The sequence below is a fragment of the Microbacterium sp. NPDC055665 genome (assembly GCF_053618035.1).
This window is the reverse complement of record NZ_JBSHGY010000001.1, coordinates 728,404-753,478: the sequence shown is the minus strand read 5'-3', so window position 1 is coordinate 753,478 and position 25,075 is coordinate 728,404. Positions and strand designations below refer to the sequence as shown.

The following is a 25,075-nucleotide window of genomic DNA, read 5'->3' as shown; positions in this document are numbered from 1 at the left end:
GCTCAGTCGATCCGCAGGTCCAGGCCGAGATCGAGCGCGCGTGCCGAGTGGGTCAGCGCGCCGACCGAGATCACGTCCACACCTGTGCGCGCGATGTCGCTGACGGTGTCCAGGTTCACGCCTCCCGAGGCTTCGACCGTGGCCCGGTCGCCGATGAGGGCGACGCCTTCGCGCAGGTCGTCGAGCGAGAAGTTGTCGAGCAGCACGGTGTGCGCGCCACCGTCGAGGACGGCGGCGATCTGGTCGAGACGGTCTACCTCGACGACGACGTGAGTGGTGTGGGGCAGGCGGGACAGCGCCTCTCGCAGCGCCGACGCGAGGTCGAGGCCGGATCGGGTGAGCACGGCGAGATGGTTGTCCTTGGCCATCACGGCATCGGACAGCGAGTATCGGTGGTTGCTGCCCCCGCCGGAGAGGACGGCGTGCCGCTCGAACGCACGCAGGCCCGGCGTCGTCTTGCGGGTGTCGGCGATGCGTGCGCGTGTGCCGTCGACAGCCGCGACATAGGCTGCCGTGAGCGTCGCGATGCCGCTCATCCGCTGGGTGAAGTTGAGCGCGACGCGCTCCGCCGTGAGGATGCTGCGCGCCGACCCGGAGACCGAGGCGAGCACGTCGCCCGCGGTGAACTCATCGCCGTCGCCGACGTGCAGGTCGACGGTCAGAGTCGGATCGGTGAGCGCGAACGCGGCGGTGAAGACTTCGCCGCCGCTGAAGACTCCCGCCTCGCGGGCGACGAGGTCGGCGGTGGCCGTCGCTTCGGCGGGGAGCAGCGTCGTGCTGGTGAGGTCCCCCCACGGGGCGTCCTCCTCGAGGGCTGCTCCGACGACGCGGGTGAGGGTGGAACGGGTGAGCATCAGACGGTCTCCAGAATCGACGAGCGGGTTCGGACCGGGGCGGCATCTGCCGAAGCTCCGGCATCGACCCTGTGGTGGGCGCCGACCGAGACGGTGCGGTCAAGGGCTGCTGCGGCAGTGGCCTCGGCCAGGAGAAGCAGGTTCGCGTCTTCGTGCTCGGCGGTCGTGGTCGGCTTCGATGCGGACGCGGCCCATTTGCGCACGGTGGCCAGTGCGTGTGCGAGGCCGCCGTCGGTACGGAGCAGCCCCACCTGGTCCCACATCAGCTGCTGCAGTGCCGCGCGGCTGAAAGCGGGTGCATCGGATCCACGGTCCTCCGCCCGACGCCGCTCGGTGGCAGCGCGCATGGGGGCGGGCACGAGGTGCCAGGGCATCGTCAGGGCTGCTGCGGCTCTCGCGCCGAAGACGGCTCCTTCGAGCAGCGAGTTGGAAGCCAGTCGGTTCGCCCCGTGCACGCCGGTGCGGGCCACCTCGCCGACCGCGAAGAGACCCGGAATCGTGGTGCGTCCGTCGAGGTCGGTGACGATGCCGCCCATGAGGTAGTGCGCCGCGGGTGTCACCGGGATCGGCTCGCGCGACCAGTCGAATCCACGCTCCCGCGTCACCCGATCGATGGTCGGGAAGCGCTCGGCGAGGGTGTCGGCGCCGAGCATCCTGGCGTCCAATCGCACCGGCCGTCCCTGCGCGGACGCCTGCCGGGCGATGGCCCGGGAGACGACATCCCGAGGGGCGAGTTCGCCGTCGGGATGGCTGTCGAACGTGAAGCGTCGACCGGCGTCATCGACCAGCGTCGCACCCTCACCGCGCACGGCTTCCGAGATAAGGAAGGCCGGACCCGACGCCAGGATCGTCGGATGGAACTGCACGAATTCCAAGTCGGCGACGGCCGCTCCCGCGCGCAGCGCCACGGCGATGCCGTCGCCGGTGGCGCCGGCCGGATTGGTCGTGTGCGCGTAGAGGTGGCCCGCGCCGCCCGTCGCGAGGATCACCGCGTCGGCGTGGAGCTCGTCGTTCTCCGCGCCTCGCAGCAGGCGGATGCCGCGCACCGCGCCCTCGGCCACGACCAGTTCGGTGAGCAGAGCATGCTCGACCACGGTGATCGACGTGCGCCGCACCGCAGCGATCAACGCCGTCGAGATCGCGGCACCGGTGGCGTCCCCGCCCGCGTGCACGATGCGTGCGTGGCGGTGAGCCGCCTCGTGTCCGAGCTGCAGCGCCCCCTCGGTCGTCCGATCGAACCCGACGCCGCGGGCGATCAGCTCCGCGATCCGCTCCGCCCCCTCGGCCACCAGCACGTCCACCGCCGCGGGATCCGAGAGCCCGGCACCGGCGTCCATCGTGTCGGCGGCGTGCTGCTGGGCCGAGTCATCCGGTCCGTAGACACCCGCGACGCCGCCTTGGGCGAGCCCGGTGGACCCGTCGCCGAGCACTCCCTTGGTGACGAGCGTCACCGCTTGCCCGGCCTCGTCCGCATGGAGCGCCGCCGTGAGACCGGCGATGCCCGAACCGACGACCAGGATGTTCATCGTGTGGCCGCACTCACCGGGGGCTTCGCGGCGAGCATCCGCTCCAGTGCCACGCGGGCGGGATCGGCGACATCGCCGGCGACCGTGATCCGGTTCGGCGTACGGCCGGCGACGAGCTCCTCCAGCACCCAGGCCAGGTAGCCCGGGTGGATGCGGTACATCGTGGAGCAGGGGCAGACGACCGGGTCCAGGCAGAAGATCTCGTGCTGCGGGTACTGGGCCGCCAGTCGGCGCACGAGGTTGATCTCGGTGCCGATGGCGAACGTCGTGGGTTCGGTCGCGGAGTCGATCGCGCGACGGATGTATTCGGTCGAGCCGGCTTCGTCCGCCGCGTCGACGACCTCCATAGGGCACTCCGGGTGCACGATGACCCGCACGCCGGGGTGGTCGGCACGGGCCTGGTCGATCTGCCCCACGGTGAAGCGGCGGTGCACGGAGCAGAAGCCGTGCCACAGGATCACCCGGGAATCGACCAGCTCGGCCGCCGAGGAGCCGCCGAGCGCTCGCCGCGGGTTCCACATCGGCATCTGCTCGAGCGGCACGCCCATCGCCTTGGCGGTGTTGCGCCCCAGGTGCTGATCGGGGAAGAACAGCACCCGCCGCCCCCGCTCGAACGCCCACTCGAGCACGGTCTGGGCGTTGGACGAGGTGCACACGATCCCGCCGTGCCGTCCGACGAAGCCCTTGATCGCCGCCGAGGAGTTCATGTACGTGACGGGGATCACGGGCACGCGGCCGTCCGCGTCGGGGGTGTCGAGGTCGCCGAGGACGTCTGCGAGCTGCTCCCAGCACTCCTCGACCTGGTCGATGTCGGCCATGTCCGCCATCGAGCACCCGGCAGCGAGGTTGGGAAGTATCACCGCTTGGTCAGGATGTGAGAGCAGATCGGCGGTCTCGGCCATGAAGTGCACGCCGCAGAACACGATCGCCTCGGCGTCGGCTCGCCCCTTGGCCGCTGTGGCGAGCTGGAAGGAGTCGCCGACGTAGTCCGCATGCCGGACGACCTCTTCGCGCTGATAGAAGTGGCCCAGGATCACGACCCGGTCGCCGAGTGTGGTCTTCGCCGCGCGGATGCGGGCATCGAGCTCGTCCTCCGAAGCCTCCCGATACTTGACAGGGAGCTCGCCCTGTCGAGGGGATCCCGTGGGGATCACATCACCCATCGATGAGCCTGGGCCGTATCCGGGGCGGGAGTCGAAGTCCCACGGTCCCGCGGCCAGGTCGGTCGCGCAGGTGGCGTCGGTGGATGCGCCGCCGACGATGGCTTGGATCGCGTGGTCCACCGAGGCGTCCAGCGGCGGGACGGCGGGAGCGGGGACGAAGGTGATGCTCATCGGGTGCTCGTTTCTTCGGGTCCGAGGGGGCCGCGGTCGGCCAGCTCGACATCGGTGTTGTCGCGGTACAGACGTGCAGGACGGTGGTTCCCCGTGCGGAAGCGGTCGGTGGGGAGCAGATTTCCGGCGGATTCCACCTGGCGGCGGAAGTTGGCGGGGTCGAGGCTCTTGCCGAGGATCGACTCATACGCCTCACGCAGTTCGGCCAGGGTGAACTCGGCGGGCAGGAAGCCTCGCGCGACACGGCTGTAGCCGACCTTGTTGCGCAGGCGCCACAGGGCGTACTCGACGATCTTGGCGTGGTCGAAGGCCAGCTGCGGCAGCTGATCGATGTCGAACCAGCGCACGTTCTCGGGGGCGCGGCCGGATGCGCGATGGGCGGCTATCTGTGCGGTCACGTCATCCTGACGCAGCAGCGCCCAGTAGACGATCGAGACGACCCGGGTGGGGGAGCGGTCGACCGCTCCGAACGCGTAGAGCTGTTCCAGGTAGCTGGGGGCGAGTCCGGTCGTCTCCGCGAGGGTGCGCGCAGCGGCGTCGACGGGGGATTCGGTCGCCGTGAGCCAGCCCCCGGGAAGCGCCCATTGGTCGGCGAAGGGCTCACGGGTGCGCAGGACGAGGGGCAGCGCGAGGACCGCGCGTGCGTCGTCGGTGCGACGCAGCGTGAGGATGACCGTCGAGACGGCCACCCGGATCTCCTCGCTTCGAGTCATAGACACCTTAACCTCCGTGATCGATCTTAGTGTCATGGAGACCCTTAGTGTGCGCATATGACGGATTCCGACGTCGAGGCCGAAACGTTATCTCGCGCGCTCCGGGAGGGTTGTCTACCCGCATGCGGGTTTGTTAGGTTACTGTCCTAACAAACCCCCTCCGGGGAGAGGCCGATCGGTCTCCTCCTGGGCCCACGAACCCCACAGTCGGGGTTCCGCTCCACCTGGAGCGATCCCTCCTGCAGTGCAGCACCGAGAGGAAACAAGAGAAATGATCCGAAACGGAAAGCGCAGAATCGCGCTCACCGCGATCGCCGGAGCATCCGTCCTCGCCATGGGCCTCACCGCCTGCGGCTCCGGCGGCGGCGACGACGGCAACGCCGACAGCGACCGTGCCCTTCGCGTCTGGGCCGGCAGCCAGACCCCGATCACCGCGAACTACAACCCGTTCGCGCCGACCGTGCTCCACGGTGCGCTCGGCCCCATCTACGAGCCGCTGTTCTTCTACAACAAGACGGCCGACACCGAGCCCGTCGGCCTGATCGGCGACACCTTCGAATACAACGAGGACGGCACGGTGATCACGATCGCCATCAAGCCCGACCTCAAGTGGAGTGACGGGGAGCCGCTCACCGCGAAGGACGTCGCGTTCTCGTTCAAGTACGAGGCGAACAACCCTGAGGGCAACGGTCTCGTCTCGGCTGAGGCCACCGACGACACCACCGTCGTGCTGACGTACTCGTCCGCGCAGTACACGACCGAGTTCCAGCGTCTCGGCTCGACCTACATCCTCCCCGAGCACATCTGGGCCGACGTCACCGACTTCGCGAACTTCGCCAACGAGGAACCCGTCGGCTCGGGCGCATACGTCGTCGAGAAGACGACCAGCGAGTCATACACCATCGTCGCGAACGAGAACTTCCGCGACGCCGACAAGCTCGGGGTCAAGAAGGTCCAGTACATCGCTGTCGACAACAACCAGACCGCGCAGGACCTGCTCGCCGCCGGCGAGCTCGACTGGACCGGCATGTTCATCCCGAACCCCGACGATGTGACGGGCAACGGGAAGATCGACTGGATCAACACGCCACAGGACCCGACCGTGCTGTACACCTGCTCGAACGCAGAGCTCGGCTGCACCGGTCCGCAGACAGACGTCGCCGTGCGTCAGGCGCTCAACCTGGCGATCGACCGCGCCACCATCAAGGACAAGGCGTTCGTCGGGCTCACCGGTGACATCTCGCCGACGTACGCTCTGCTGCCGCGCGACGAGAAGTGGGTCGCGGACCCCGCCAACGAGGTCAGCCCGCAGGAGGCGAACGTCGCCGAAGCCGACGCGATCCTCGAGGCCGCGGGTTACACGAAGGACGGCGACTTCTACGCGAAGGGCGGCGTGCCGCTCGAGCTCACGCTGACCTCGGTCGACGGCTGGACGGACTACAACGACGCCGCGAAGCTGATCGCCGAGCAGGCGGCCGCAGCCGGCATCAAGATCAACGTCTCGACCGTGCAGTGGCAGGAGTTCTCCGACTCCCGCCAGGGTGGCGACTTCCAGCTCATCGTCGGCGGCATGATCGGCACGTCGGTGGCAGACCCCTTCCAGATCTACCGTGACTGGTTCGGCGGCACCGAGGTGCAGTCGACGAGCCCCGTGGGCACCGAGGTCCCGGCCGGACGCTGGAACTTCAGCCGCTACAACAACCCGACGGTCGATGCTGCCGTGCAGGCCGCGATCAGCACCGATGACGAGGCGGAGAAGAAGGAGCTCTACGGCACGATCCAGACCGAGATCGTCCGTGACCTGCCCTACATCCCGCTCGTGATCAACGCGACCCAGACCTTCTACAACACGAAGGACTTCACGGGTTGGCCGACGGAGGAGGACCTCTACGCCTTCCCGCCGTCCTGGGGTGCGATCGCGGCAGGCTACGTCCTGACGCAGCTGCAGCCGGCCAAGTAGTCGAGAGGAGACGGGAAGCAGGAAGTCAGGAAAGAGTGACATGAAGTTCTATGCACGAAGAATCGGGTTCTACGCGTTCACGCTGTGGGCCGCGATCTCTCTCAACTTCCTGCTTCCCCGTCTCATGCCGGGGAACCCCGCCGACATCATGATCGCCAAGATGCAGCGGGCGGGCGGCGAGATCTCCGAGACGACGATCCGCAACATCAAGCTCCTGCTGGGTGGCGACGACTCCTCGCTCTGGGATCAGTACCTCGCGTACTGGGGCCGCATGTTCCGCGGTGACCTCGGGATCTCGGTCACGAAGTACCCGACGCCGGTGACCGAGCTCATCGCCGGAGCGCTGCCCTGGACACTCGTCCTGGTCGGCACGGCGACGGTCATCTCGTTCGTCCTCGGCGTCGCCCTCGGTGCCTGGGCCGGATGGAAACGGGGCACCTGGGTCGACCACGTCATCCCCGCGACCACCGTGCTGCAGTCCATCCCGTACTTCTGGTTGGCGCTGATCCTGGTCTCGGTCTTCGCGGTCGGCCTCGGCTGGTTCCCGATCTTCGGGGGCTACGACGTGTTCGACTTCCCCGACGGGCCGGAGCCCACGTGGGCCTTCTTCTCCGACGCGCTGGCGCACTCGCTCCTCCCGGCGATCACGATCGTGATCAGCTCCGTGGGCGGCTGGCTGTTCGGCATGCGCAACATGATGGTGGCCACACTCGCCGAGGACTACGTCCTCACCGCCGAGGCCAAGGGGCTTCGCCACCGTCGCATCATGACGACCTACGCCGCACGGAACGCGGCCATCCCGTCGATCGCGGGATTCTCGATCACGCTCGGCTTCGTCGTCTCGGGCTCCATCGTCATGGAGCAGGTGTTCACGTATCCCGGCATCGGCAAGCTGATGTTCCAGGCCGTCACGAACAACGACTACGCACTCATGCAGGGCCTGTTCCTGGTGATCACCATCACGGTGCTCGCCGCCAACTTCTTCATGGACCTCGTCTATGGCTTCATCGACCCGAGGGCGCGCCAGAATGTCTGATCCGCAGAACACCGCCGGTCTCCTGACCGTGGAAGACGCGCCCATGACGGCGCCGGCCAGCACCGTCTCACTCGCCACTCAGAGCCGAGGCCGCAAACGGCGCATCCTGCCGAGCACATCGCCGAAGTTCATCGTCGGCTCGCTCCTCGTGCTCGCGATCGTGCTGTTCGCGATCATCGCGCCGTTCTTCACGCAGAACCCGCGCAGCACGGCCAACCCCGCACTCCAGCCGCCGTCGGCGGAGCACTGGTTGGGCACCACCAAGCTCGGCAACGACATGTTCGCCCAGCTCGCGATCGGTGCTCAGGGGTCGCTCATGGTCGGGTTGATCGCCAGCGTGATCGCGATCGTGCTGTCGCTCGTCTTCGGTGTCCTCGCCGGATACCTCGGCGGCTGGCGCGAAGACGGACTCGCCCTCATCACCAACGTGATGATCGTCATCCCCGCCCTGCCGCTGGTCATGGTGATCGCCTCCTTCGTGCCGCAGCGCACCTGGCAGCTGGTCGCGATCTTCCTCGGCATCACCTCCTGGGCCGGCGCCGCCTACGTCCTGCGCCTGCAGACCCGTTCCCTCCGCACCCGCGACTACGTCTACGCCTCGAAGGTGGCAGGCGAGCGATCGCTGCGTGTGATCCTCGTCGAGATCATGCCCAACCTCCTGCCGCTGCTCACGGCGCAGTTCCTCTTCGCCCTGATCTTCGCGATCCTCGGCGAGGCCGGGCTGTCGTACCTCGGACTCGGGCCGACGGACTCGATCACCTGGGGGACCATCCTCAACGATGCGCAGTCCGGCCAGGCTCTCGGACGCGGAGCGTGGTGGTGGTTCGTCCCGCCGGGAATCATGATCGCCATCCTCGGCGCCGGTCTCGCACTCATCAACTTCGCGATCGACGAGGTCATCAACCCGAAGCTGCGCAACGCGCCCGATGCCGCGCGCCGGGTGCGCAAGGCCGCGAAGACCAAGGGGGTCACCGCATGAGCGAGCCGGTGCTGACGGCGCGGAACGTGTCGATCGAGTACGAGGTCGACCCGCCGGTGAAGGCCGTGCGCGACGTGTCGCTGACGCTGAACCGGGGCGAGATCCTGGGGTTGGCGGGGGAGTCCGGCTGCGGCAAGACGACTCTTGCGTACGGGATGAACCGTCTCCTGAAGGCGCCTGCGCTGATGACGGCGGGGGAGATCGTGTTCCATGACCGCGATGGTCATGACATCGACATCGTCGGTCTCGACGGCGAGGGCCTTCGGGCATTCCGGTGGGACAAGATCTCGATGGTGTTCCAGGGCGCGATGAACTCGCTGAACCCGGTGATCAGTGTCAAGGCGCAGATCTTCGACATCTTCGACACGCACCGTCCCGGCATGAGCAAGAAGGCGAAGACCGCGCGGGCGGAGGAGCTGCTCACCCTGGTCGGTGTCGACCCCAACCGTCTGACGAGCTTCCCGCATGAGCTGTCGGGTGGGATGCGGCAGCGGATGATGATCGCGATGGCACTCGCCCTGGATCCGCAGGTGATGATCATGGACGAGCCCACGACCGCGCTCGACGTGGTCGTGCAGCGAGGGATCATCCGCGAGATCATGCGGCTGCGCGAGAAGCTCGGGTTCGCGGTGATCTTCATCACCCACGACCTGCCCATGCTGATCGAGATCAGTGATCGGATCGCGATCATGCTGCAGGGGCAGATCGTCGAAGAGGGCACGGCGGAGGAGATCTACCGGGCGCCGCAGCACGAATACACGAAGCGACTGCTGTCGAGCTTCCCCTCGCTGAAGGGCGAACGGGGCGACTTCGTCCGTACCGGTGTCAGCCAGGAGGGCGTCCGATGAGCACGAACACCACCACCACCACCGGGACGGGCGTGTCGGAGCCGGCGCGGTTGGAGGCACGGAACCTGGTGAAGGACTTCCACCTGCGCTCCGGCTTCAAGTCGAGCGTCCTGCACGCGGTGAAAGACGTGTCCTTCACGATCGAGGCGGGCAAGACGGTCGCCCTGGTCGGCGAATCGGGATCCGGGAAGTCGACCATCGCGCGCATGCTCATGAAGCTGGAGACCCCGACATCCGGGGAGATCCTGCTGGACGGGAAGCCGTCCGGGACCCGCGGTCGCGCCCTGGAGCGCTACCGGGCGGATGTGCAGATGGTGTTCCAGGACCCGTTCGCGTCGCTGAACCCCTTCCACACGATCGTGCATCACCTGGAGCGGCCGATCCGTCTGCACCACCCGGAGCTGTCTCGTGGCGAGGTGCGCGAGCGCGCAGTCGAGCTGCTGGAGCGCGTCCGTCTCATCCCGGGGGAGAGCTACGCGGATCGTCGCCCGCATGAGTTGTCCGGTGGGCAGCGTCAGCGGGTCGCGATCGCGCGGGCACTGGCTCCGGGGGCCCGGTTCATCGTCGCGGACGAGCCGGTATCGATGTTGGATGTGTCGATCCGTCTCGGGGTGTTGAACCTGCTCGCGGATCTGCAGCGCGAAGAGAACCTCGGTGTGCTCTACATCACGCACGACCTGGCGACGGCCCGACACTTCTCGGACGAGATCATGGTGCTCTACAAGGGCGATGTCGTGGAGCGCGGTCCTGCGGACGAGGTCATCCTCAACCCGCAGCACGAGTACACCAAGACGCTCCTCGGAGCCGCACCCGAACCCGACAACCTCGGCCGCCTCCGCGACGAGGTGCGGGCCGAGCTCGGCATCGCGCACTGACGGACCGATCCACCTCGCTCTCGTCGCACTTGCTGTCGCTCTGTTCTCCGCAGAGCGACAGCAAGTGCGACGGGAGCGTCGTCTCGGTGCGCAGGAGGGGACCGGCTAGACTTGCAGCACAACTGAAGACAGGCCGAATGAACCACGCGGGAGAGCCCCGGCGAACGCAGCCGGGCACCGAAGGAGCAAGCCTCCCCGCCAATCTCTCAGGTACGCGTACCGCGCGGTTCCGGCCACTCTGAAAAGCGATCCCGCGAGACTGCGGATCCGCCGACGGTGAAAACCCCGCCTCCGTGCACGGGTGAAGCTCTCAGGCCTATGACAGAGGGGGAGTTCCGAGGAGCGGCGATGCCGCCGTTCCGCCCGTCACCGCCCGGGAGAACTCCATGTCCGACCCCCGCTACACTCCGCTGCGTGAGCGCCATGAGGCGCTCGGCGCGTCGTTCACAGACTTCGGCGGCTGGCAGATGCCGGTGCGCTACACCTCCGACCTCGCCGAGCACCACGCCGTACGGCAGGCCGCCGGCCTCTTCGACATCTCGCACATGGCGGAATTCCTCGTCACGGGCGAGAAGGCCGCCGAATTCCTCGATTTCGCACTCGCCGGCCGCATCTCCGTGATGCCGGTGGGTAAAGCGAAGTACTCGCTGATGCTGGCCGCGAACGGCGGCATCGTCGACGACGTGATCGCGTACCGGCTGGCGGACGACCGCTACCTCGTGATCGCGAACGCCGGCAACCGGGGCTTCGTGGATTCCGCGTTCGCGAAGCGCGTGCGCGACTTCCCTTCGCTCGTCGAGCGCGAGCAGCCGCCGCTCACGCCGGGGGAGGACCGCACCTTCGCCGGTTTCCTCGGTGATCGCGGCGTCGATGTGGAGGATGTATCGGACTCGTACGCGCTGCTCGCCGTGCAGGGACCCGCTGCGGAGGCCATCCTCGAAGCGACCTCCGGCATCACCGAGCTGAGCGCGCCCTGGCCCGATCAGAAGTATTACGCCTGGGCCGACGGACGCTTCCTCGGTGAGCCCCTGCTCATCGCCCGCACGGGATACACGGGCGAAGACGGCTTCGAACTGCTCGTCTCGGCGGCTGACGCGCCCGCCCTGTGGGATGCGCTGCTCGCGGCCGGCGAACCGCACGGCCTCGTGCCCGCCGGCCTCGCGGCGCGCGACACCCTCCGCCTCGAGGCGGGCATGCCGCTGTACGGGCACGAGCTGAGCCTCGACACGCTGCCGGCACAGGCCGGACTCGGACGCGTGGTCGTCACCGCGAAGGACGAGTTCGTCGGCAAGGACGCGCTCGTCGCCGGCGAGCAGGCCGGAGCCTCTGCTGCCCCGGTGCTGGTCGGCCTCGTCGCCGAGGGCAAGCGCGCCGGGCGCGCCGGCTACGCCGTCGTCGACGGCGAGGGGGAGAAGCTCGGCGAGATCACCAGCGGAGCCCTCAGCCCGACTCTCGGCCATCCGATCGCGATGGCCTACGTGCATCCTTCTTCCGCTGAAGAGGGAACCGCAGTATTCCTTGATGTGCGGGGGACGAAGATCCCCGCGACCGTGACCGCCCTGCCTTTCTATCGGAGGACCAAATGACCGACCTCGCCGCCCTCAGCTACACCGAAGAGCACGAGTGGATCGCCGCCGACGGCGACACCGTGACCATCGGCATCACCGACTACGCCGCCGAGAAGCTGGGTGACGTCGTGTTCGTCGAGCTCCCCGCCGTCGGCACCGAGGTCACCGCCGGCTCGGTTGTGGGAGAGATCGAGTCCACGAAGTCGGTGGGCGAGCTCTACGCGCCGGTCACCGGCACGGTCGTCGAGATCAACGACGCGGCCGTCGACGACCCGTCGCTCGTCAACGCGGCACCGTTCGAGGGCGGCTGGCTGCTGAAGGTCTCCGTCGACCCCGGTGCACTCGACGGGCTGCTCGACCGCGACGCCTACGTCGCGCTGACGGAGGGCTGATCCACCAGTGGTCACTTTCGCCGATCGTCACATCGGACCCACGGATGCCTCGCAGCGCACGATGCTCGACGCCCTCGGTCTCGACACCGCCGGAGCGGACGACGCGCTGAGCCCGGTCGAGGCGCTGATGCGTCAGGCCGTACCGGCGTCGATCTACACCGGCCCGTCTTCCGAGGCCGGTGAAGGGACGCCGTCGCGCATCCCCGCGGCAGCGAGCGAGACCGAGGCGCTCGCGGAGCTGCGGACCCTCGCGTCGCGCAACGCCGTGAACCGCCCGATGATCGGCCTCGGCTACTACGGGACCATCACGCCGCAGGTGATCCAGCGCAACGTGCTGGAGAACCCGTCCTGGTACACGGCCTACACGCCGTACCAGCCGGAGATCTCGCAGGGTCGTCTCGAGGCGCTCATCAACTTCCAGACCATGGTCGCCGAGCTCACCGGACTCACCACGGCCAATGCGTCGATGCTCGACGAGTCCACCGCGGTCGTCGAGGGCATGCTGCTCGCACGCCGCGCCTCGAAGTCGTCCTCGAACGTGTTCGCCGTCGACGCCGACGCCCTGCCGCAGACGAGGGCGATGCTCGCGACCCGCGCGGAAGCCCTCGGGATCGAGCTCGTGTCCGTCGACTTCGCCGCGGGAGAGGAGCTGCCCGGGGATCTCTTCGGTGTCTTCGTCCAGTACCCGGGCGCATCGGGTCGGGTCTGGGACCCGTCGGCCGTCTTCGACGCCGTGCACCTCGCTGGCGGACTGGCCGTCGCGGCGGCCGACCTGCTCGCGCTCACACTGATCTCCTCGCCCGGCTCGCTCGGCGCCGATGTGGCGGTCGGCACGACGCAGCGCTTCGGTGTGCCGATGGGCTTCGGAGGACCGCACGCCGGCTACATGGCCGTCCGCTCGGGCCTCGAGCGGCAGCTGCCCGGGCGTCTCGTCGGGGTGTCGGTGGATGCCGACGGCAAGCCCGCGTACCGCCTCTCGCTGCAGACGCGCGAACAGCACATCCGCCGTGAGAAGGCGACGTCGAACATCTGCACCGCCCAGGTGCTGCTGGCGGTGATGGCATCGATGTACGCGGTCTATCACGGCCCCGACGGGCTCCGCGAGATCGCGACCCAGACGACCGCGAAGGCCGCGCTGCTGCGCGACTGGCTGACCGAGGCCGGCGTCGAGATCGTGCACGCGAACTTCTTCGACACCCTGCAGGTGCGCGTGCCCGGCCGTGCCGTCGAGTACGCCGCGCAGGCACACGACGGCTACGGCATCCTGCTGCACGTCGCGGACGCCGACACGGTCGGCATCGCGGTGGACGAGACCACCACGCTCGGCGAACTGCACCAGGTCGCCATGGTCTTCGGCGGCAAGAACGAGCGGGCGTTCGGCCTCTTCGGCAACGAGAAGCTGCGGGCGCTCCCTGAAGACCTGCGGCGCCAGGACGAGTACCTCACACACCCCGTGTTCCACGCGCACCGGTCGGAGACCGCCATGATGCGGTACCTGAAGAGCCTCGCCGACCGCGACTACGCGCTCGACCGCGGCATGATCCCGCTGGGTTCCTGCACGATGAAGCTCAACGCGGCCACCGAGATGGCGGCGATCACGTGGCCCGAGTTCGCGGGCATCCATCCGTTCGCTCCGGCGGCCGATGTGCAGGGTTACCTCGAGCTCATCGATCAGCTCGAGGGCTGGCTCGCCGAGGTCACCGGGTACGACGCGGTGTCGCTGCAGCCGAACGCCGGCTCGCAGGGTGAGCTCGCGGGTCTGCTCGCGATCCGCGGCTACCACCACGCGAACGGCGATCAGCACCGCACGGTCTGCCTGATCCCGTCTTCGGCCCACGGCACGAACGCCGCATCAGCCGTCCTCGCCGGCATGAAGGTCGTGGTCGTCGCGACCGATGAACTCGGCAACGTCGACCTCGACGATCTGCGCGCGAAGATCGACCAGCATGCCGACGATCTGTCCGCTTTGATGATCACGTACCCCTCCACGCACGGCGTGTACGAGGAGCAGGTGGTCGAGATCACCGCGGCCGTGCACGACGCGGGCGGGCAGGTCTACGTCGACGGCGCGAACCTCAACGCTCTGCTCGGCTACGCGCGCTTCGGCGACCTGGGCGGCGACGTCTCGCACCTCAACCTGCACAAGACGTTCGCGATCCCGCACGGCGGCGGCGGCCCCGGCATCGGTCCGGTGGCGGCGAAGTCGCACCTCGCACCGTTCCTGCCCTCGCACCCGCTCGCCCAGAGCACGGAGCACTTCGGCGGGTACACGTTCGAGGGCGGTGTGATCTCCGCTGCTCCCTACGGCTCTGCCGGGATCCTGCCGATCTCATGGGCGTACGTGCGGATGATGGGCGCCGACGGACTCCGCCGCGCCACCGCGGCAGCTGTCCTCTCCGCGAACTACATGGCAGAGCGGCTCGGCTCCCACTTCCCGGTGCTCTACACGGGCGAGAACGGGCGGGTGGCGCACGAGTGCATCCTCGACCTGCGTCCACTCAAGGAGGCGACCGGCATCACGGTCGACGACGTGGCCAAGCGCCTCATCGACTACGGCTTCCATGCCCCGACCATGTCGTTCCCGGTCGCGGGCACGCTCATGGTCGAGCCGACCGAGTCGGAGGACCTCGACGAGATCGAGCGCTTCATCGAAGCCATGGTGATGATCAAGGCCGAGGCGGAAGCCGTCGCCGCCGGTCGCTGGCCGGCCGACGACAACCCGCTCGTGCACGCGCCCCACACGGCGGTCTCGCTGATCGCGGGGGAGTGGAACCACGCGTACTCGCGAGAAGAGGCCGCGTACCCGGTGCGCGCCCTCGTCGCGGGCAAGTACTGGCCGCCGGTGCGTCGCATCGACCAGGCGTACGGAGACCGCAACCTGGTCTGTGCGTGCCCTCCGGTGGAGGCATTCGCCTGAGCCTCGTGCTCATGTGAGCAGACGGTGCTGCGCCCCTGTTGAGGGGCGCAGCACCGTCTCGTATTTCCCGGTGTTTCAGCCTTGTTACGTATGGTCACCACTCAGTAACAGTTCGTTAGCTGAGGGCGGGCGCGACGCGGGTGCGGGTTACTCTCGACTATCCCTACGCGTTCAACGATGAGCGCGCAGTCTGAGTAATAGTCCACAGGAGGACACAAAGTGAAGCGCAACAAGATCGCCCTTGCGGGCTCCGCGTTGTTCGTGATCGGCGCCCTGACGCTCGCGGGCTGCGCGAGTGGTGGCGGCAACGAGGGCACGGAGGAAACCCCTTCCGGTGACCCGACGGCAGTGATCTCGGTCAACAACACCGAGCCCCAGAACCCGCTGATCCCGACGAACACCAACGAGGTCGGTGGCGGCCTCGTCCTCCAGAGCATCTTCGCCGGTCTCGTCTACTACGACGCCGAGGGCGCCGTGCACAACGACCTCGCAGAGTCGATCGAGACCGACGACGCGCAGACCTACACGATCAAGATCAAGGCGGACCAGAAGTTCGCGAACGGCGACCCGGTCGACGCCGAGTCGTTCGTCAAGGCCTGGAACTACGGTTCGGCGCTCGACAACAAGCAGCTCTCGAGCTACTTCTTCGAGTCCATCGAGGGCTTCTCCTATGACGAGAACGTCCCGGAGCTCTCCGGCCTCGAGGTCGTCGACGACCTGACCTTCACGGTCAAGCTGAAGCAGCCGGAGTCCGACTTCCCGCTGCGTCTCGGCTACACCGCGTTCTTCCCGCTGCCGGCTTCGGCTTGGGAAGACCTTGCGGCCTTCGGCGAGAACCCGGTCGGCAACGGACCGTACGTCTTCGCGGAAGAGGGCGCGTGGAAGCACAACGAGAGCATCGAGCTCGTCAAGAACGAGGACTACACCGGCCCGCGTGAGGCGCAGAACGGTGGCGTCGACATGAAGCTCTACGCCAGCACCGAGGCGGCGTACGCCGACCTCTCGGGTGGCGACCTCGACATCATCCAGGAGATCCCGGACACGGCGCTCCAGACCTTCGAGACCGACTTCCCGGACCGCACGGTGAACCAGCCGGCCGCCGCGAACGCCACCATCACCATCCCGGAGCGCCTCGAGCACTTCAGTGGTGAAGAGGGCCAGCTGCGCCGTGCGGCGATCTCGCACGCGATCGACCGCGAAGAGATCACGGACGTCGTCTTCAGCGGCACGCGCACGCCGATGAAGGACTTCACCTCGCCGGTGATCGACGGCTACTCCGAGGACATCCCCGGATCCGAGGTGCTCGACTTCGACGCCGACAAGGCGAAGGAGCTGTGGGCCGAGGCCGACGCCATCGCCCCGTGGACCGGTTCCTTCCAGATCCAGTACAACGCCGACGGCCCCAACCAGGGCTGGGTCGACGCGATCGCCAACCAGCTGAAGAACAACCTCGGCATCGAGGCATCGGGCAACCCGATCCCGACGTTCGCCGAGCACCGGACGCTGATCACCGAGGACCAGACGCAGACCGCCTTCCGCACCGGATGGCAGTTCGACTACCCGTCGATGTTCAACGGCCTCGGCCCGATCTTCGGCACCGGCGCGGGTTCGAACGACGGCGACTACTCGAACCCCGAGTTCGACGCACTCCTCGATGAGGGCGCGGCAGCGGCGGATGTCGAAGAGGGCATCACGAAGTTCCAGGAGGCGCAGGAGATCCTCTTCCAGGACCTCCCCGCCATCCCGCTCTGGTACACCAACGCCATGGGCGCCTGGGGCGAGTCGGTCGAGAACGTCCAGTTCGGATGGGACACCTGGCCGATCCTCTACCAGGTCACGAAGGACGGCGAGTAAGCCTGACGGCACTCACCTGTGAGGCGGTGACGATTCTTCGTCACCGCCTCACAGGCTGTGTTCGTCACGCTCTACCGCCCTCTCGTTACAGGACTACCGATGTTCGGCTATATCGTCAGACGTCTCCTGCAGGTCATCCCGGTCTTCTTCGGGGCTACCCTGCTCATCTACTTCCTCGTCTTCGCCATGCCAGGCGACCCGATCCTCGCCCTGTTCGGCGACCGCACCCCGAACCCTGCGGTCGTGGAGCAGCTCCGTGAGCAATACCACCTGAACGACCCGTTCCTGGTGCAGTACTGGTACTACATCACGGGCGTGTTCCAGGGCGACCTCGGAAACACCTTCTCCGGCCGACCGGTCTCGGAGGTGCTCGCAGAGACCCTTCCCGTCACGGGCCGTCTCGCGGTCATGGCGATCGCCATCGAGTTCGTGCTCGCGATCATCATCGGCACGATCTCGGCGCTGCGCAAGGGCAAGATCTTCGACCACACGATGCTCATGATCGCGCTCATCGCGATCGCGATCCCGATCTTCGTCGTGGCATTCCTCGCGCAGTACTTCCTCGCGATCAAGCTCGGCTGGTTCAAGCCGACCGTGGGTGCCGACAACGACTGGGGCGGATTGTGGCTGCCCGCCCTGGTCCTCGGTTTCAGTCTCTACGCCGTGAGCATGCGACTCATGCGCAGCTCCGTGATCGACACGCTCAATCAGGACTGGGTGCGCACCGCCTACAGCAAGGGCCTCTCGCGCGGCCGGGTGATCCCGGTGCACGTGCTGCGCAACTCGCTGATCCCGGTCATCACGAACTCGGCCACCAACTTCGGTGTGCTGCTCGTGGGCGCGACGGTGACCGAGGGTATCTTCAACGTCCCCGGCGTCGGCAACACCCTCTATCAGGCCGCGATCCGCAACGAGGGCCCCACCGTGGTCTCCTTCGTCACCGTGTTCGTGATCCTGTACGTCCTGGTCAACCTCGTCATCGACCTGCTCTACGGTCTGCTCGACCCAAGGATCCGTTATGCCTGACCCCACTACGCACAATCACTTCGTCGCGCCGGTCGAGACGGAGACCATCGCCGTCGACGCCGTGCGCATCGCCGAGAAGCCGCGCAACCTCTGGCGCGACGCGTGGGCCGACCTGCGGCGTCGTCCGCTGTTCTGGTTCTCCGTCGTGCTCGCACTGGTCTTCATCCTGATGGCCGTTTGGCCCTCGCTGTTCACCTCGACTCCTCCGGACAGCAACTGCCAGCTGTCGAACAGCAACGGTGGTCCCACGGAGGGACACCCGCTGGGGTTCACGTTCCAGGGCTGCGACATCTACTCGCGGATCGTGTGGGGCGCCCAGACCTCGCTCTCCGTCGGTCTGCTGGCCACGGCGATCGGCTCGATCCTGGGGCTCATCATGGGGGCGCTCGCCGGGTTCTACGGCGGCTGGCTCGACTCGCTGCTGTCGCGCATCGGTGACATCTTCTTCGCCATTCCCTACATCCTCGCGGCCGTGGTCGTGATGACGGTCTTCTCGCAGTACCGGTCCGTCCCGGTGCTCGCACTGGCGATCGGAGGGTTCGCGTGGGCATCGACAGCGCGCGTCGTGCGTGCGGAGGTGTTGAGAGTCCGGCAGTCGGACTTCGTCGTCGCCGCGCAGGCGGTCGGGCTTTCGAAGTTCCGTATTCTGATGGCCCACGTGATCCCGAACTCGCTCGCGCCGCTGCTCGTGGTGTCGACGTTGGCCCTCGCCGCCTCGATCGTCGCCGAGGCGACTCTGTCGTTCCTCGGCGTCGGGCTGGGTGGCACGGTGATGTCCTGGGGCAACGACATCAGTGCGGCGCAGTCGTCGCTCCGGGTGGCGCCCATGGCGCTCATCTATCCGTCGATCGCGCTCACGCTCGCCGTGCTCGCGTTCGTGACCCTCGGCGAGCTCATCCGAGACGCCATCGATCCGAGAGCGAGGGCACGGCGATGAACGAACGTGAAACCGCACGAGTTCCACTCCTGAGCGTGCGCGACCTGAAGGTCGCGTTCCGTACGCAGGAGGGGGACCGCGAAGTCCTCCACGGGGCGAACTTCGATATCTTCCCCGGGGAGACCGTCGCGATCGTGGGCGAGTCGGGGTCCGGTAAGTCCACGACGGCGAGCGCCATCGTGAACCTGCTGCCGGGCACGGGAACCATCACGGGCGGATCGATCACGCTCGACGGACGCGAGCTGACGACGCTCGGACGTCGGGAGATCGAGGCCATCCGTGGCCGCGAGATCGGCTTCGTCCCCCAGGACCCGATGTCGAACCTCAACCCGGTGTGGAGCATCGGATTCCAGGTGAAGGAGGCGATCCGCGCCAACGGGATCGCGCGCGGCCGGGAAGCTGTCAAGAAGCGGACCGTCGAGGTACTGCAGCAGGCGGGTCTGGCCGACGCCGACCGACGTCTGCATCAGTTCCCGCATCAGTTCTCGGGCGGAATGCGTCAGCGCGCACTGATCGGGATCGGCCTCGCGGCCGACCCGAAGCTCCTCATCGCGGACGAGCCGACCTCGGCACTCGATGTCACGGTGCAGCGCGTCATCCTCGACCACATGGCCACTCTCACGCGGGACAAGGGCACCTCGGTCCTCCTGATCACGCACGACCTCGGTCTCGCGGCCGAACGTGCGGAGAAGATCATCGTGATGAGCAACGGCAACATCGTCGAAGCCGGCCCGAGCAGGCAGATCCTCGAGAACCCGCAGCATCCGTACACCAAGCGCCTGGTAGGGGTGGCTCCCAGCGTGGCGTCGCAGCGCATTCAGGCGGTGGTCGAGGATCGCGGCATCGAGACACTCGAGGACCTGGCCGACATCCCGCCCACCGTGCGGGTCGCGGGGCTGACGAAGGACTACAAGATCCGCCAGGGGAACTTCCGCAGTGAAGCCTTCCGTGCGGTGGATCACGTGTCCTTCGAGATCCCTCGCGGCAAGACGCTGGCCCTGGTCGGCGAGTCGGGATCGGGCAAGTCCACGGTCGCGAAGATGCTGCTGAAGCTCGAAGAGCCCACCAGCGGCACGATCGAGATCGATGGTCAGGATGTGTCGAAGCTGTCCAACGCCCAGGCGTTCGGACTGCGTCGCCGCATGCAGCCCGTGTTCCAGGATCCGTACGGGTCGCTCGATCCGCTCCGCAACATCGGGAACACCATCTCGCAGCCCCTGCAGATCCACAGTGTGGGAGATCGCGCCTCGCAGCGCGCCCGCGTCGAGGAGCTGCTCGATCAGGTGGCTCTGCCGAGGGCGCTCGCCACCCGGTATCCGAACGAGCTCTCGGGTGGTCAGCGGCAGCGGGTCGCGATCGCGCGTGCGCTCGCGCTCAAGCCCGACATCGTGGTCCTCGACGAGGCCGTGTCGGCGCTCGACGTGCTGGTGCAGGACCAGATCCTGCAGCTGCTCGCCGACCTGCAGTCGGAGCTGAACCTCACGTATCTGTTCATCACCCACGACCTCGCGGTCGTTCGGGTGTCGAGCGACCTCGTGTGCGTCATGGAGCGCGGAAGGGTCGTCGAGCAGGGCACTGTCGACGAGATCTTCGCCAATCCGCAGCAGGAGTACACCGATCGCCTCCTCAAGGCGATCCCGGGAGCATCGATCCCGCTCGGCGGACGCTGACAGTGTCGAACGACTCAGGGCCGGGAGCCGCACGGACGTTCCGTGCGGCTTCCGGTCCCGTGTTCCTGATCGGCTGCGGGCTGCTGGCGCTGTTCCTGCTCGGCGATGCCGTGCTGCGCGCCGGCTGGGGGCAGACGCTGCTGCTCGCCCCCTGGATCCTTCTCGCGCTCTGGGTCGTCTACGAGGTCGCTTTCGTCTCCTTCGTCCGCATCGACGACGCGGGTGGCACCGTGCAGAACATGCTGCGGCGCACGACCTTCGGGTGGAGCCGCGTGCGCGATGTCGACCTGAAGTGGCAGCTCGTGTTCTCGCTCGATGACGGCTCCGACATCACCTGCTACGGAGGTCCCGCTCGCGCGCGACAACCGCGTGCCCGCGCCGGCAGGGATGAGGAGCCGAAGGCCCCGACGGGTCTGCGGGACATGACCGCGATCCGCGACCGGTGGGAGAGTGCCTCCGCCACGGCGGACGCCCCGATCCGCCGCAGTTGGGACCTTCCTGCCCTCATCGCGCTCGGTGTGATCGTCGTCTGGGCCGTGCTGGCCGTGCTCGTCGCGAACGCGGGCTGACCGCGAACCTTCGGCTCAGCCGGGGAGCCCGAACAGGTCGGGCCACATCGCCGCCGCCCACGGGTAGCCCACGAACGCGGCGGCATCGATCAGGAAGTGCGCCACCAGGAACGGCATCAGGCGTCCTGATCGCTGATACAGCCAGCCGAACAGCAGCCCCATGGCGAGATTCCCGAAGAACGCTGGATAGCCCTGGTAGAGGTGGTAGCTGGCGCGCAGAACAGATGTGCCGACGATGATCGACCACGGTCCCCAGCCGAGCTGCTTCAGCCGGGTGAAGAGATAGCCGAGCAGGACGAACTCCTCCTGCAGGGAGGCGCGCGCCGCGGCGAGCAGCAGCACGGGCACCGTCCACCAGTACGCGTCGATGCCGGCGGGGTCGATCGCGACGGTCATCCCGAGCGCGCGGCCGGCGAGGTAGAGACCGATTCCGGGCACACCGATCGCCAGGACCAGCAGGATGCCGCGGCCGACATCGCGCCCCGTCCGGGTGCCGTCGAGCCCCAGCTGCTCCAGATGCGGGCGGCGCGACTGCCAGAGCAGGAAGCACACCAGCAGCACGGGGACGAGGGAGAACCCGATCGCGAGCACCTGGTAGATGAGGTCGAAGACCTCCCGGTCGCTGCGGGAGGGATTCAGCTTCGCGACCTGATCGGCGATCGGGATCTCGTCCGTGAGGCGGTAGGCGAGCTGCACGATCGCGTACACGGCGGACTGGCCGAGCCCGAGCGCCAGGACGATCGCGATCTCCCACCACAGCCGTGCGCGGGAGGGCGCGGGGGAGAGGTCGGGGAGTTCTCCGGAGGCCTGCGGTCGGGTCACGATCTCGATGCTACGACCTGTTTTCAGGAACACGCCCTGAGCTTGCGTTATCCTGGAACGTCGGCTTCCCGGCGAAACCCCACACTCTTTTAGGACACCTGCATGGCGCACGCCCTTCGCTCTGACCTCCGCAACGTCGCAATCGTCGCCCACGTCGACCACGGCAAGACGACTCTCGTCGACGCCATGCTGCGTCAGACGGGCTCCTTCGGCGAGCACGCCCACGTCGATGAGCGCGCCATGGACTCCAACGACCTGGAGCGTGAGAAGGGCATCACGATCCTCGCCAAGAACACGGCGATCACGTACAAGGGCAAGCACGCCGGCGGCAAGGAGATCACGATCAACGTGATCGACACCCCCGGCCACGCCGACTTCGGTGGCGAGGTCGAGCGCGGCCTGTCCATGGTCGACGGTGTCGTGCTGCTGGTCGACGCCAGTGAGGGCCCGCTGCCGCAGACGCGCTTCGTGCTGCGCAAGGCGCTCGAGTCGAAGCTGCCTGTCATCCTGCTGGTCAACAAGACCGACCGTCCCGACGCGCGCATCGCCGAGGTCGAGGAGGAGGCGCACGACCTGCTGCTGGGTCTCGCCTCCGACCTGGTCGACGACGTGCCCGACCTCGACGTCGACGCACTTCTCGACGTGCCGGTGGTCTACGCCTCCGGTCGTGCCGGCGCCGCATCGCAGAACCGTCCTGCGGACGGCTCGCTGCCCGACAACGACGACCTCGAGCCGCTGTTCGAGGCGATCCTCGAGCACGTGCCCGCTCCGGCCTACGACGACGAGCACCCGCTGCAGGCCTGGGTCACGAACCTCGACTCCAGCCCGTTCCTCGGCCGTCTCGCACTGCTGCGCGTCTTCAACGGCACGCTCAAGAAGGGCCAGACCGTGGCCTGGGTCCGCGCCGACGGCACGCACCAGAACGCGCGCATCACCGAACTCCTGAAGACCCGTGCCCTGGAGCGCTACCCGGCCGACTCCGCCGGCCCCGGCGACATCGTCGCCATCGCCGGCTTCGAGAACATCACGATCGGCGAGACCATCGCCGACCCCGAGGACGTGCGTCCGCTGCCGGCCATCACGGTCGACGACCCCGCCATCTCGATGACGATCGGTACCAACACCTCGCCGCTGATGGGCAAGGTCAAGGGCCACAAGCTCACGGCTCGAATGGTGAAGGACCGCCTCGACAAGGAGCTCATCGGCAACGTCTCGCTCAAGGTCGTCGACATCGGACGCCCGGATGCTTGGGAGGTGCAGGGCCGCGGAGAGCTCGCCCTCGCCATCCTCGTCGAGAACATGCGCCGCGAGGGCTTCGAGCTCACCGTCGGCAAGCCGCAGGTGGTCACGAAGAAGATCGACGGCAAGACCTACGAGCCGTTCGAGCACCTCACGATCGACACGCCGGAGGAGCACCTCGGCGCGATCACCCAGCTGCTGGCGAACCGCAAGGGCCGCATGGAGAACATGACGAACCACGGCACCGGCTGGGTCCGCATGGAGTTCATCGTGCCGTCGCGCGGCCTGATCGGCTTCCGCAGCGAGTTCCTCACCACCACCCGCGGCACCGGAATCGCGAACGCGATCTCCCACGGCTACGAGCCGTGGGCCGGCTCCATCACGACGCGTCAGAACGGCTCGATCGTGGCTGACCGTCAGGGTGTCGTCACCCCGTTCGCCATGATCGCCCTGCAGGAGCGCATGTCGTTCTTCGTGCAGCCCACGCAGGAGGTCTACGAGGGCATGGTCATCGGCGAGAACTCCCGCGCCGACGACATGGACGTGAACATCACCAAGGAGAAGAAGCTCACCAACATGCGTGCGGCGAGCTCCGACACCTTCGAGTCGATGACGCCTCCGCGCCAGCTGACGCTGGAGGAGAGCCTCGAGTTCGCGCGTGACGACGAATGCGTCGAGGTCACGCCCGAGGTCGTCCGCATCCGCAAGGTCAACCTCGACGCGAACACCCGCGCCCGCGAGACCGCGCGTCTGAAGCGCCAGGACGCCAGCGCCTGAGTCTGGGCCTGCTCCGAGAAGAGGGCCTCGTGTCGCCGAAAGGCGTGCACGAGGCCCTCTTCTCATGTAAATCCCAGGTCAGGGATTGTTTTCACTCAGGTTGATGGTGCAGACTCGTTGGCTTGCGCCCGGGACGAGCTCCCGATGAGTCTCCTGCAAGGGCGTACGACAACCCGAAAGTCGAACCCGATGCTTCAGAAAACCCGTGCGCTTCGGCGCGCCTCGGACGCGGCGTCCGCCCGCGCCGCCGTCACCGCCCGCCGCCCGATGACCATCCTCGGAGTGACCGCCGCCACCCTGGTCGGTATCACGCTCAGCGTGGGCCTGGCATCCACCTCTGCTGCGGCCGCCATGAGTCCGGCCATCGCCGTCGCCGCGCCCGCACTGTCGGGTGCCGAGCCCCTGGCGCAGATCACCCGAGACGCCTCGTCCACGCGCGTGGAGGCTCGGAGCGCTGTCGCGGCAGCCGAGGCGGTGACTGCCGACGTCGCGGCATCCGGCCTCGACGTCGGCGCCTCGACCTCGGTGGAAACGGCCGAGCTGGAGCGCGGCATCGACAAGCTCGCCGACAGCGAGGTGACGCCGTTGCTCCTCGTAGGCATCGTCACCGACGACGTGGAGACGGAACTGGCGAAGGTCGTCTCGGACACGGAGGATCTCCGCAGCGCGCTGACCGCGGCACAGGAGAAGCGAGCAGCGGAGGAAGCAGCCGCAGCGGCAGCCAAAGCTGCGGCAGAGCATGCGGCCGCCGAGCGCGCAGCCGCCGCGGCGCTCGCGTCCGCGAACACCGTCGAGGGTGCGAAGGCCTCCGCTCAGCAGCAAATGTCGAGTCGGTACGGCTGGGGCGGGGATCAGTTCTCGTGCCTGGACTCGCTGTGGACCAAGGAATCCGGCTGGAACTACCAGGCGTACAACGCCGACGGCGGGGCCACCGGCATTCCGCAGGCTCTTCCCGGCAGCAAGATGGCATCGGCTGGCGCCGACTGGCAGACCAGCGCCGCCACGCAGATCGCCTGGGGACTCGAGTACATCTCGGCGGCCTATGGAACCCCGTGCAGCGCCTGGTCGCACTCGCAGGCGATGAACTGGTACTGACGACGGTCGAGCATCCGAGGATCCTCTAGGCAGCGGTGATGTCGAGCGCTACGGTGACTCTGACGGCTGGGGGCGTCACCGATC

Annotated in this window: 20 protein-coding genes and 2 riboswitches; of the genes, 15 read left to right on the top strand and 5 right to left on the bottom strand. The window is 67.6% G+C overall.

Going from position 1 to position 25,075, the window contains the following annotated elements; genetic code table 11:
* Nucleotides 1-2: 2 nt before the first annotated feature.
* From nadC to ACWGO6_RS03570, 4 genes are read right to left on the bottom strand one after another with little or no spacing between them, the layout of a single operon-like run.
* Nucleotides 3-854 (bottom strand): carboxylating nicotinate-nucleotide diphosphorylase, encoded by an 852-nt coding sequence (gene nadC, locus ACWGO6_RS03585; protein WP_136043550.1) that lies wholly within the window; start codon nt 852-854, stop codon nt 3-5.
* Nucleotides 854-2,380: an L-aspartate oxidase gene (nadB, locus tag ACWGO6_RS03580; protein WP_452325860.1), complete on the bottom strand. Its 1,527-nt coding sequence runs from the start codon at nt 2,378-2,380 to the stop codon at nt 854-856. The genes nadC and nadB overlap by 1 nt, the downstream gene beginning before the upstream one ends.
* Nucleotides 2,377-3,714, bottom strand: a complete 1,338-nt coding sequence (gene nadA, locus ACWGO6_RS03575; RefSeq protein WP_136043552.1) for a quinolinate synthase NadA — start codon at nt 3,712-3,714, stop codon at nt 2,377-2,379. The genes nadB and nadA overlap by 4 nt, the downstream gene beginning before the upstream one ends.
* The gene (locus tag ACWGO6_RS03570; protein WP_136043553.1) at nt 3,711-4,427 is read right to left on the bottom strand and encodes an NUDIX hydrolase; all 717 of its coding nucleotides are present in this window, start codon (nt 4,425-4,427) and stop codon (nt 3,711-3,713) included. The genes nadA and ACWGO6_RS03570 overlap by 4 nt, the downstream gene beginning before the upstream one ends.
* 271 nt (nt 4,428-4,698) lie before the next feature.
* Here ACWGO6_RS03570 and ACWGO6_RS03565 point away from each other — a divergent pair, with 271 nt between their 5' ends.
* The 13 genes from ACWGO6_RS03565 to ACWGO6_RS03505 all read left to right on the top strand — a co-directional run bounded on the left by ACWGO6_RS03565 (nt 4,699) and on the right by ACWGO6_RS03505 (nt 21,058).
* The gene (locus ACWGO6_RS03565; protein WP_136043554.1) at nt 4,699-6,387 is read left to right on the top strand and encodes an ABC transporter substrate-binding protein; all 1,689 of its coding nucleotides are present in this window, start codon (nt 4,699-4,701) and stop codon (nt 6,385-6,387) included.
* A gap of 40 nt (nt 6,388-6,427) precedes the next feature.
* Complete coding sequence (locus ACWGO6_RS03560) at nt 6,428-7,423, top strand: ABC transporter permease (RefSeq protein ID WP_136043555.1); 996 nt, start codon at nt 6,428-6,430, stop codon at nt 7,421-7,423.
* Nucleotides 7,416-8,402: an ABC transporter permease gene (locus ACWGO6_RS03555; protein ID WP_105709582.1), complete on the top strand. Its 987-nt coding sequence runs from the start codon at nt 7,416-7,418 to the stop codon at nt 8,400-8,402. The genes ACWGO6_RS03560 and ACWGO6_RS03555 overlap by 8 nt, the downstream gene beginning before the upstream one ends.
* Entirely contained in the window at nt 8,399-9,250 is an 852-nt protein-coding gene (locus tag ACWGO6_RS03550; protein WP_452325859.1) for an ABC transporter ATP-binding protein, read from the top strand. The genes ACWGO6_RS03555 and ACWGO6_RS03550 overlap by 4 nt, the downstream gene beginning before the upstream one ends.
* Nucleotides 9,247-10,125, top strand: a complete 879-nt coding sequence (locus ACWGO6_RS03545) for an ABC transporter ATP-binding protein (protein ID WP_452325858.1) — start codon at nt 9,247-9,249, stop codon at nt 10,123-10,125. The genes ACWGO6_RS03550 and ACWGO6_RS03545 overlap by 4 nt, the downstream gene beginning before the upstream one ends.
* Nucleotides 10,126-10,262: 137 nt before the next feature.
* A riboswitch (glycine riboswitch) is annotated at nt 10,263-10,357 on the top strand.
* A 1-nt stretch (nt 10,358) separates the two neighbouring features.
* Nucleotides 10,359-10,457, top strand: a riboswitch (glycine riboswitch).
* A gap of 54 nt (nt 10,458-10,511) precedes the next feature.
* Entirely contained in the window at nt 10,512-11,711 is a 1,200-nt protein-coding gene (locus ACWGO6_RS03540; protein WP_452325857.1) for a glycine cleavage system aminomethyltransferase GcvT, read from the top strand.
* Nucleotides 11,708-12,085, top strand: a complete 378-nt coding sequence (gcvH, locus tag ACWGO6_RS03535) for a glycine cleavage system protein GcvH (protein WP_452325856.1) — start codon at nt 11,708-11,710, stop codon at nt 12,083-12,085. Before ACWGO6_RS03540 ends, gcvH begins: the two co-directional genes overlap by 4 nt.
* A 61-nt stretch (nt 12,086-12,146) precedes the next feature.
* Complete coding sequence (gcvP, locus tag ACWGO6_RS03530) at nt 12,147-15,002, top strand: aminomethyl-transferring glycine dehydrogenase (protein ID WP_452326107.1); 2,856 nt, start codon at nt 12,147-12,149, stop codon at nt 15,000-15,002.
* Nucleotides 15,003-15,221: 219 nt separating this feature from the next.
* Complete coding sequence (locus ACWGO6_RS03525; RefSeq protein WP_452325855.1) at nt 15,222-16,856, top strand: peptide ABC transporter substrate-binding protein; 1,635 nt, start codon at nt 15,222-15,224, stop codon at nt 16,854-16,856.
* Between the two features lie 99 nt (nt 16,857-16,955).
* Nucleotides 16,956-17,882, top strand: coding sequence for an ABC transporter permease (locus ACWGO6_RS03520; protein WP_452325854.1), 927 nt, complete (start codon nt 16,956-16,958; stop codon nt 17,880-17,882).
* Nucleotides 17,875-18,819: an ABC transporter permease gene (locus ACWGO6_RS03515; RefSeq protein ID WP_452325853.1), complete on the top strand. Its 945-nt coding sequence runs from the start codon at nt 17,875-17,877 to the stop codon at nt 18,817-18,819. The genes ACWGO6_RS03520 and ACWGO6_RS03515 overlap by 8 nt, the downstream gene beginning before the upstream one ends.
* Nucleotides 18,816-20,489, top strand: a complete 1,674-nt coding sequence (locus ACWGO6_RS03510; protein ID WP_452325852.1) for a dipeptide ABC transporter ATP-binding protein — start codon at nt 18,816-18,818, stop codon at nt 20,487-20,489. Before ACWGO6_RS03515 ends, ACWGO6_RS03510 begins: the two co-directional genes overlap by 4 nt.
* Nucleotides 20,490-20,491: 2 nt before the next feature.
* Entirely contained in the window at nt 20,492-21,058 is a 567-nt protein-coding gene (locus tag ACWGO6_RS03505) for a PH domain-containing protein (RefSeq protein ID WP_452325851.1), read from the top strand.
* Nucleotides 21,059-21,073: 15 nt separating this feature from the next.
* On the opposite strand, the gene ACWGO6_RS03500 is transcribed toward ACWGO6_RS03505, so the two are convergent.
* The gene (locus ACWGO6_RS03500) at nt 21,074-21,880 is read right to left on the bottom strand and encodes a CPBP family intramembrane glutamic endopeptidase (protein WP_452325850.1); all 807 of its coding nucleotides are present in this window, start codon (nt 21,878-21,880) and stop codon (nt 21,074-21,076) included.
* Nucleotides 21,881-21,982: 102 nt separating this feature from the next.
* On the opposite strand from ACWGO6_RS03500, the gene typA reads away from it, so the two are divergent.
* Together typA and ACWGO6_RS03490 are read left to right on the top strand one after the other, a co-directional pair.
* A complete protein-coding gene (gene typA, locus ACWGO6_RS03495) occupies nt 21,983-23,896 on the top strand; it encodes a translational GTPase TypA (protein WP_136043567.1) in 1,914 nt (637 codons plus the stop codon).
* A 189-nt stretch (nt 23,897-24,085) separates the two neighbouring features.
* Nucleotides 24,086-24,991 (top strand): aggregation-promoting factor C-terminal-like domain-containing protein, encoded by a 906-nt coding sequence (locus ACWGO6_RS03490; protein WP_376104509.1) that lies wholly within the window; start codon nt 24,086-24,088, stop codon nt 24,989-24,991.
* Nucleotides 24,992-25,075 lie beyond the last annotated feature (84 nt).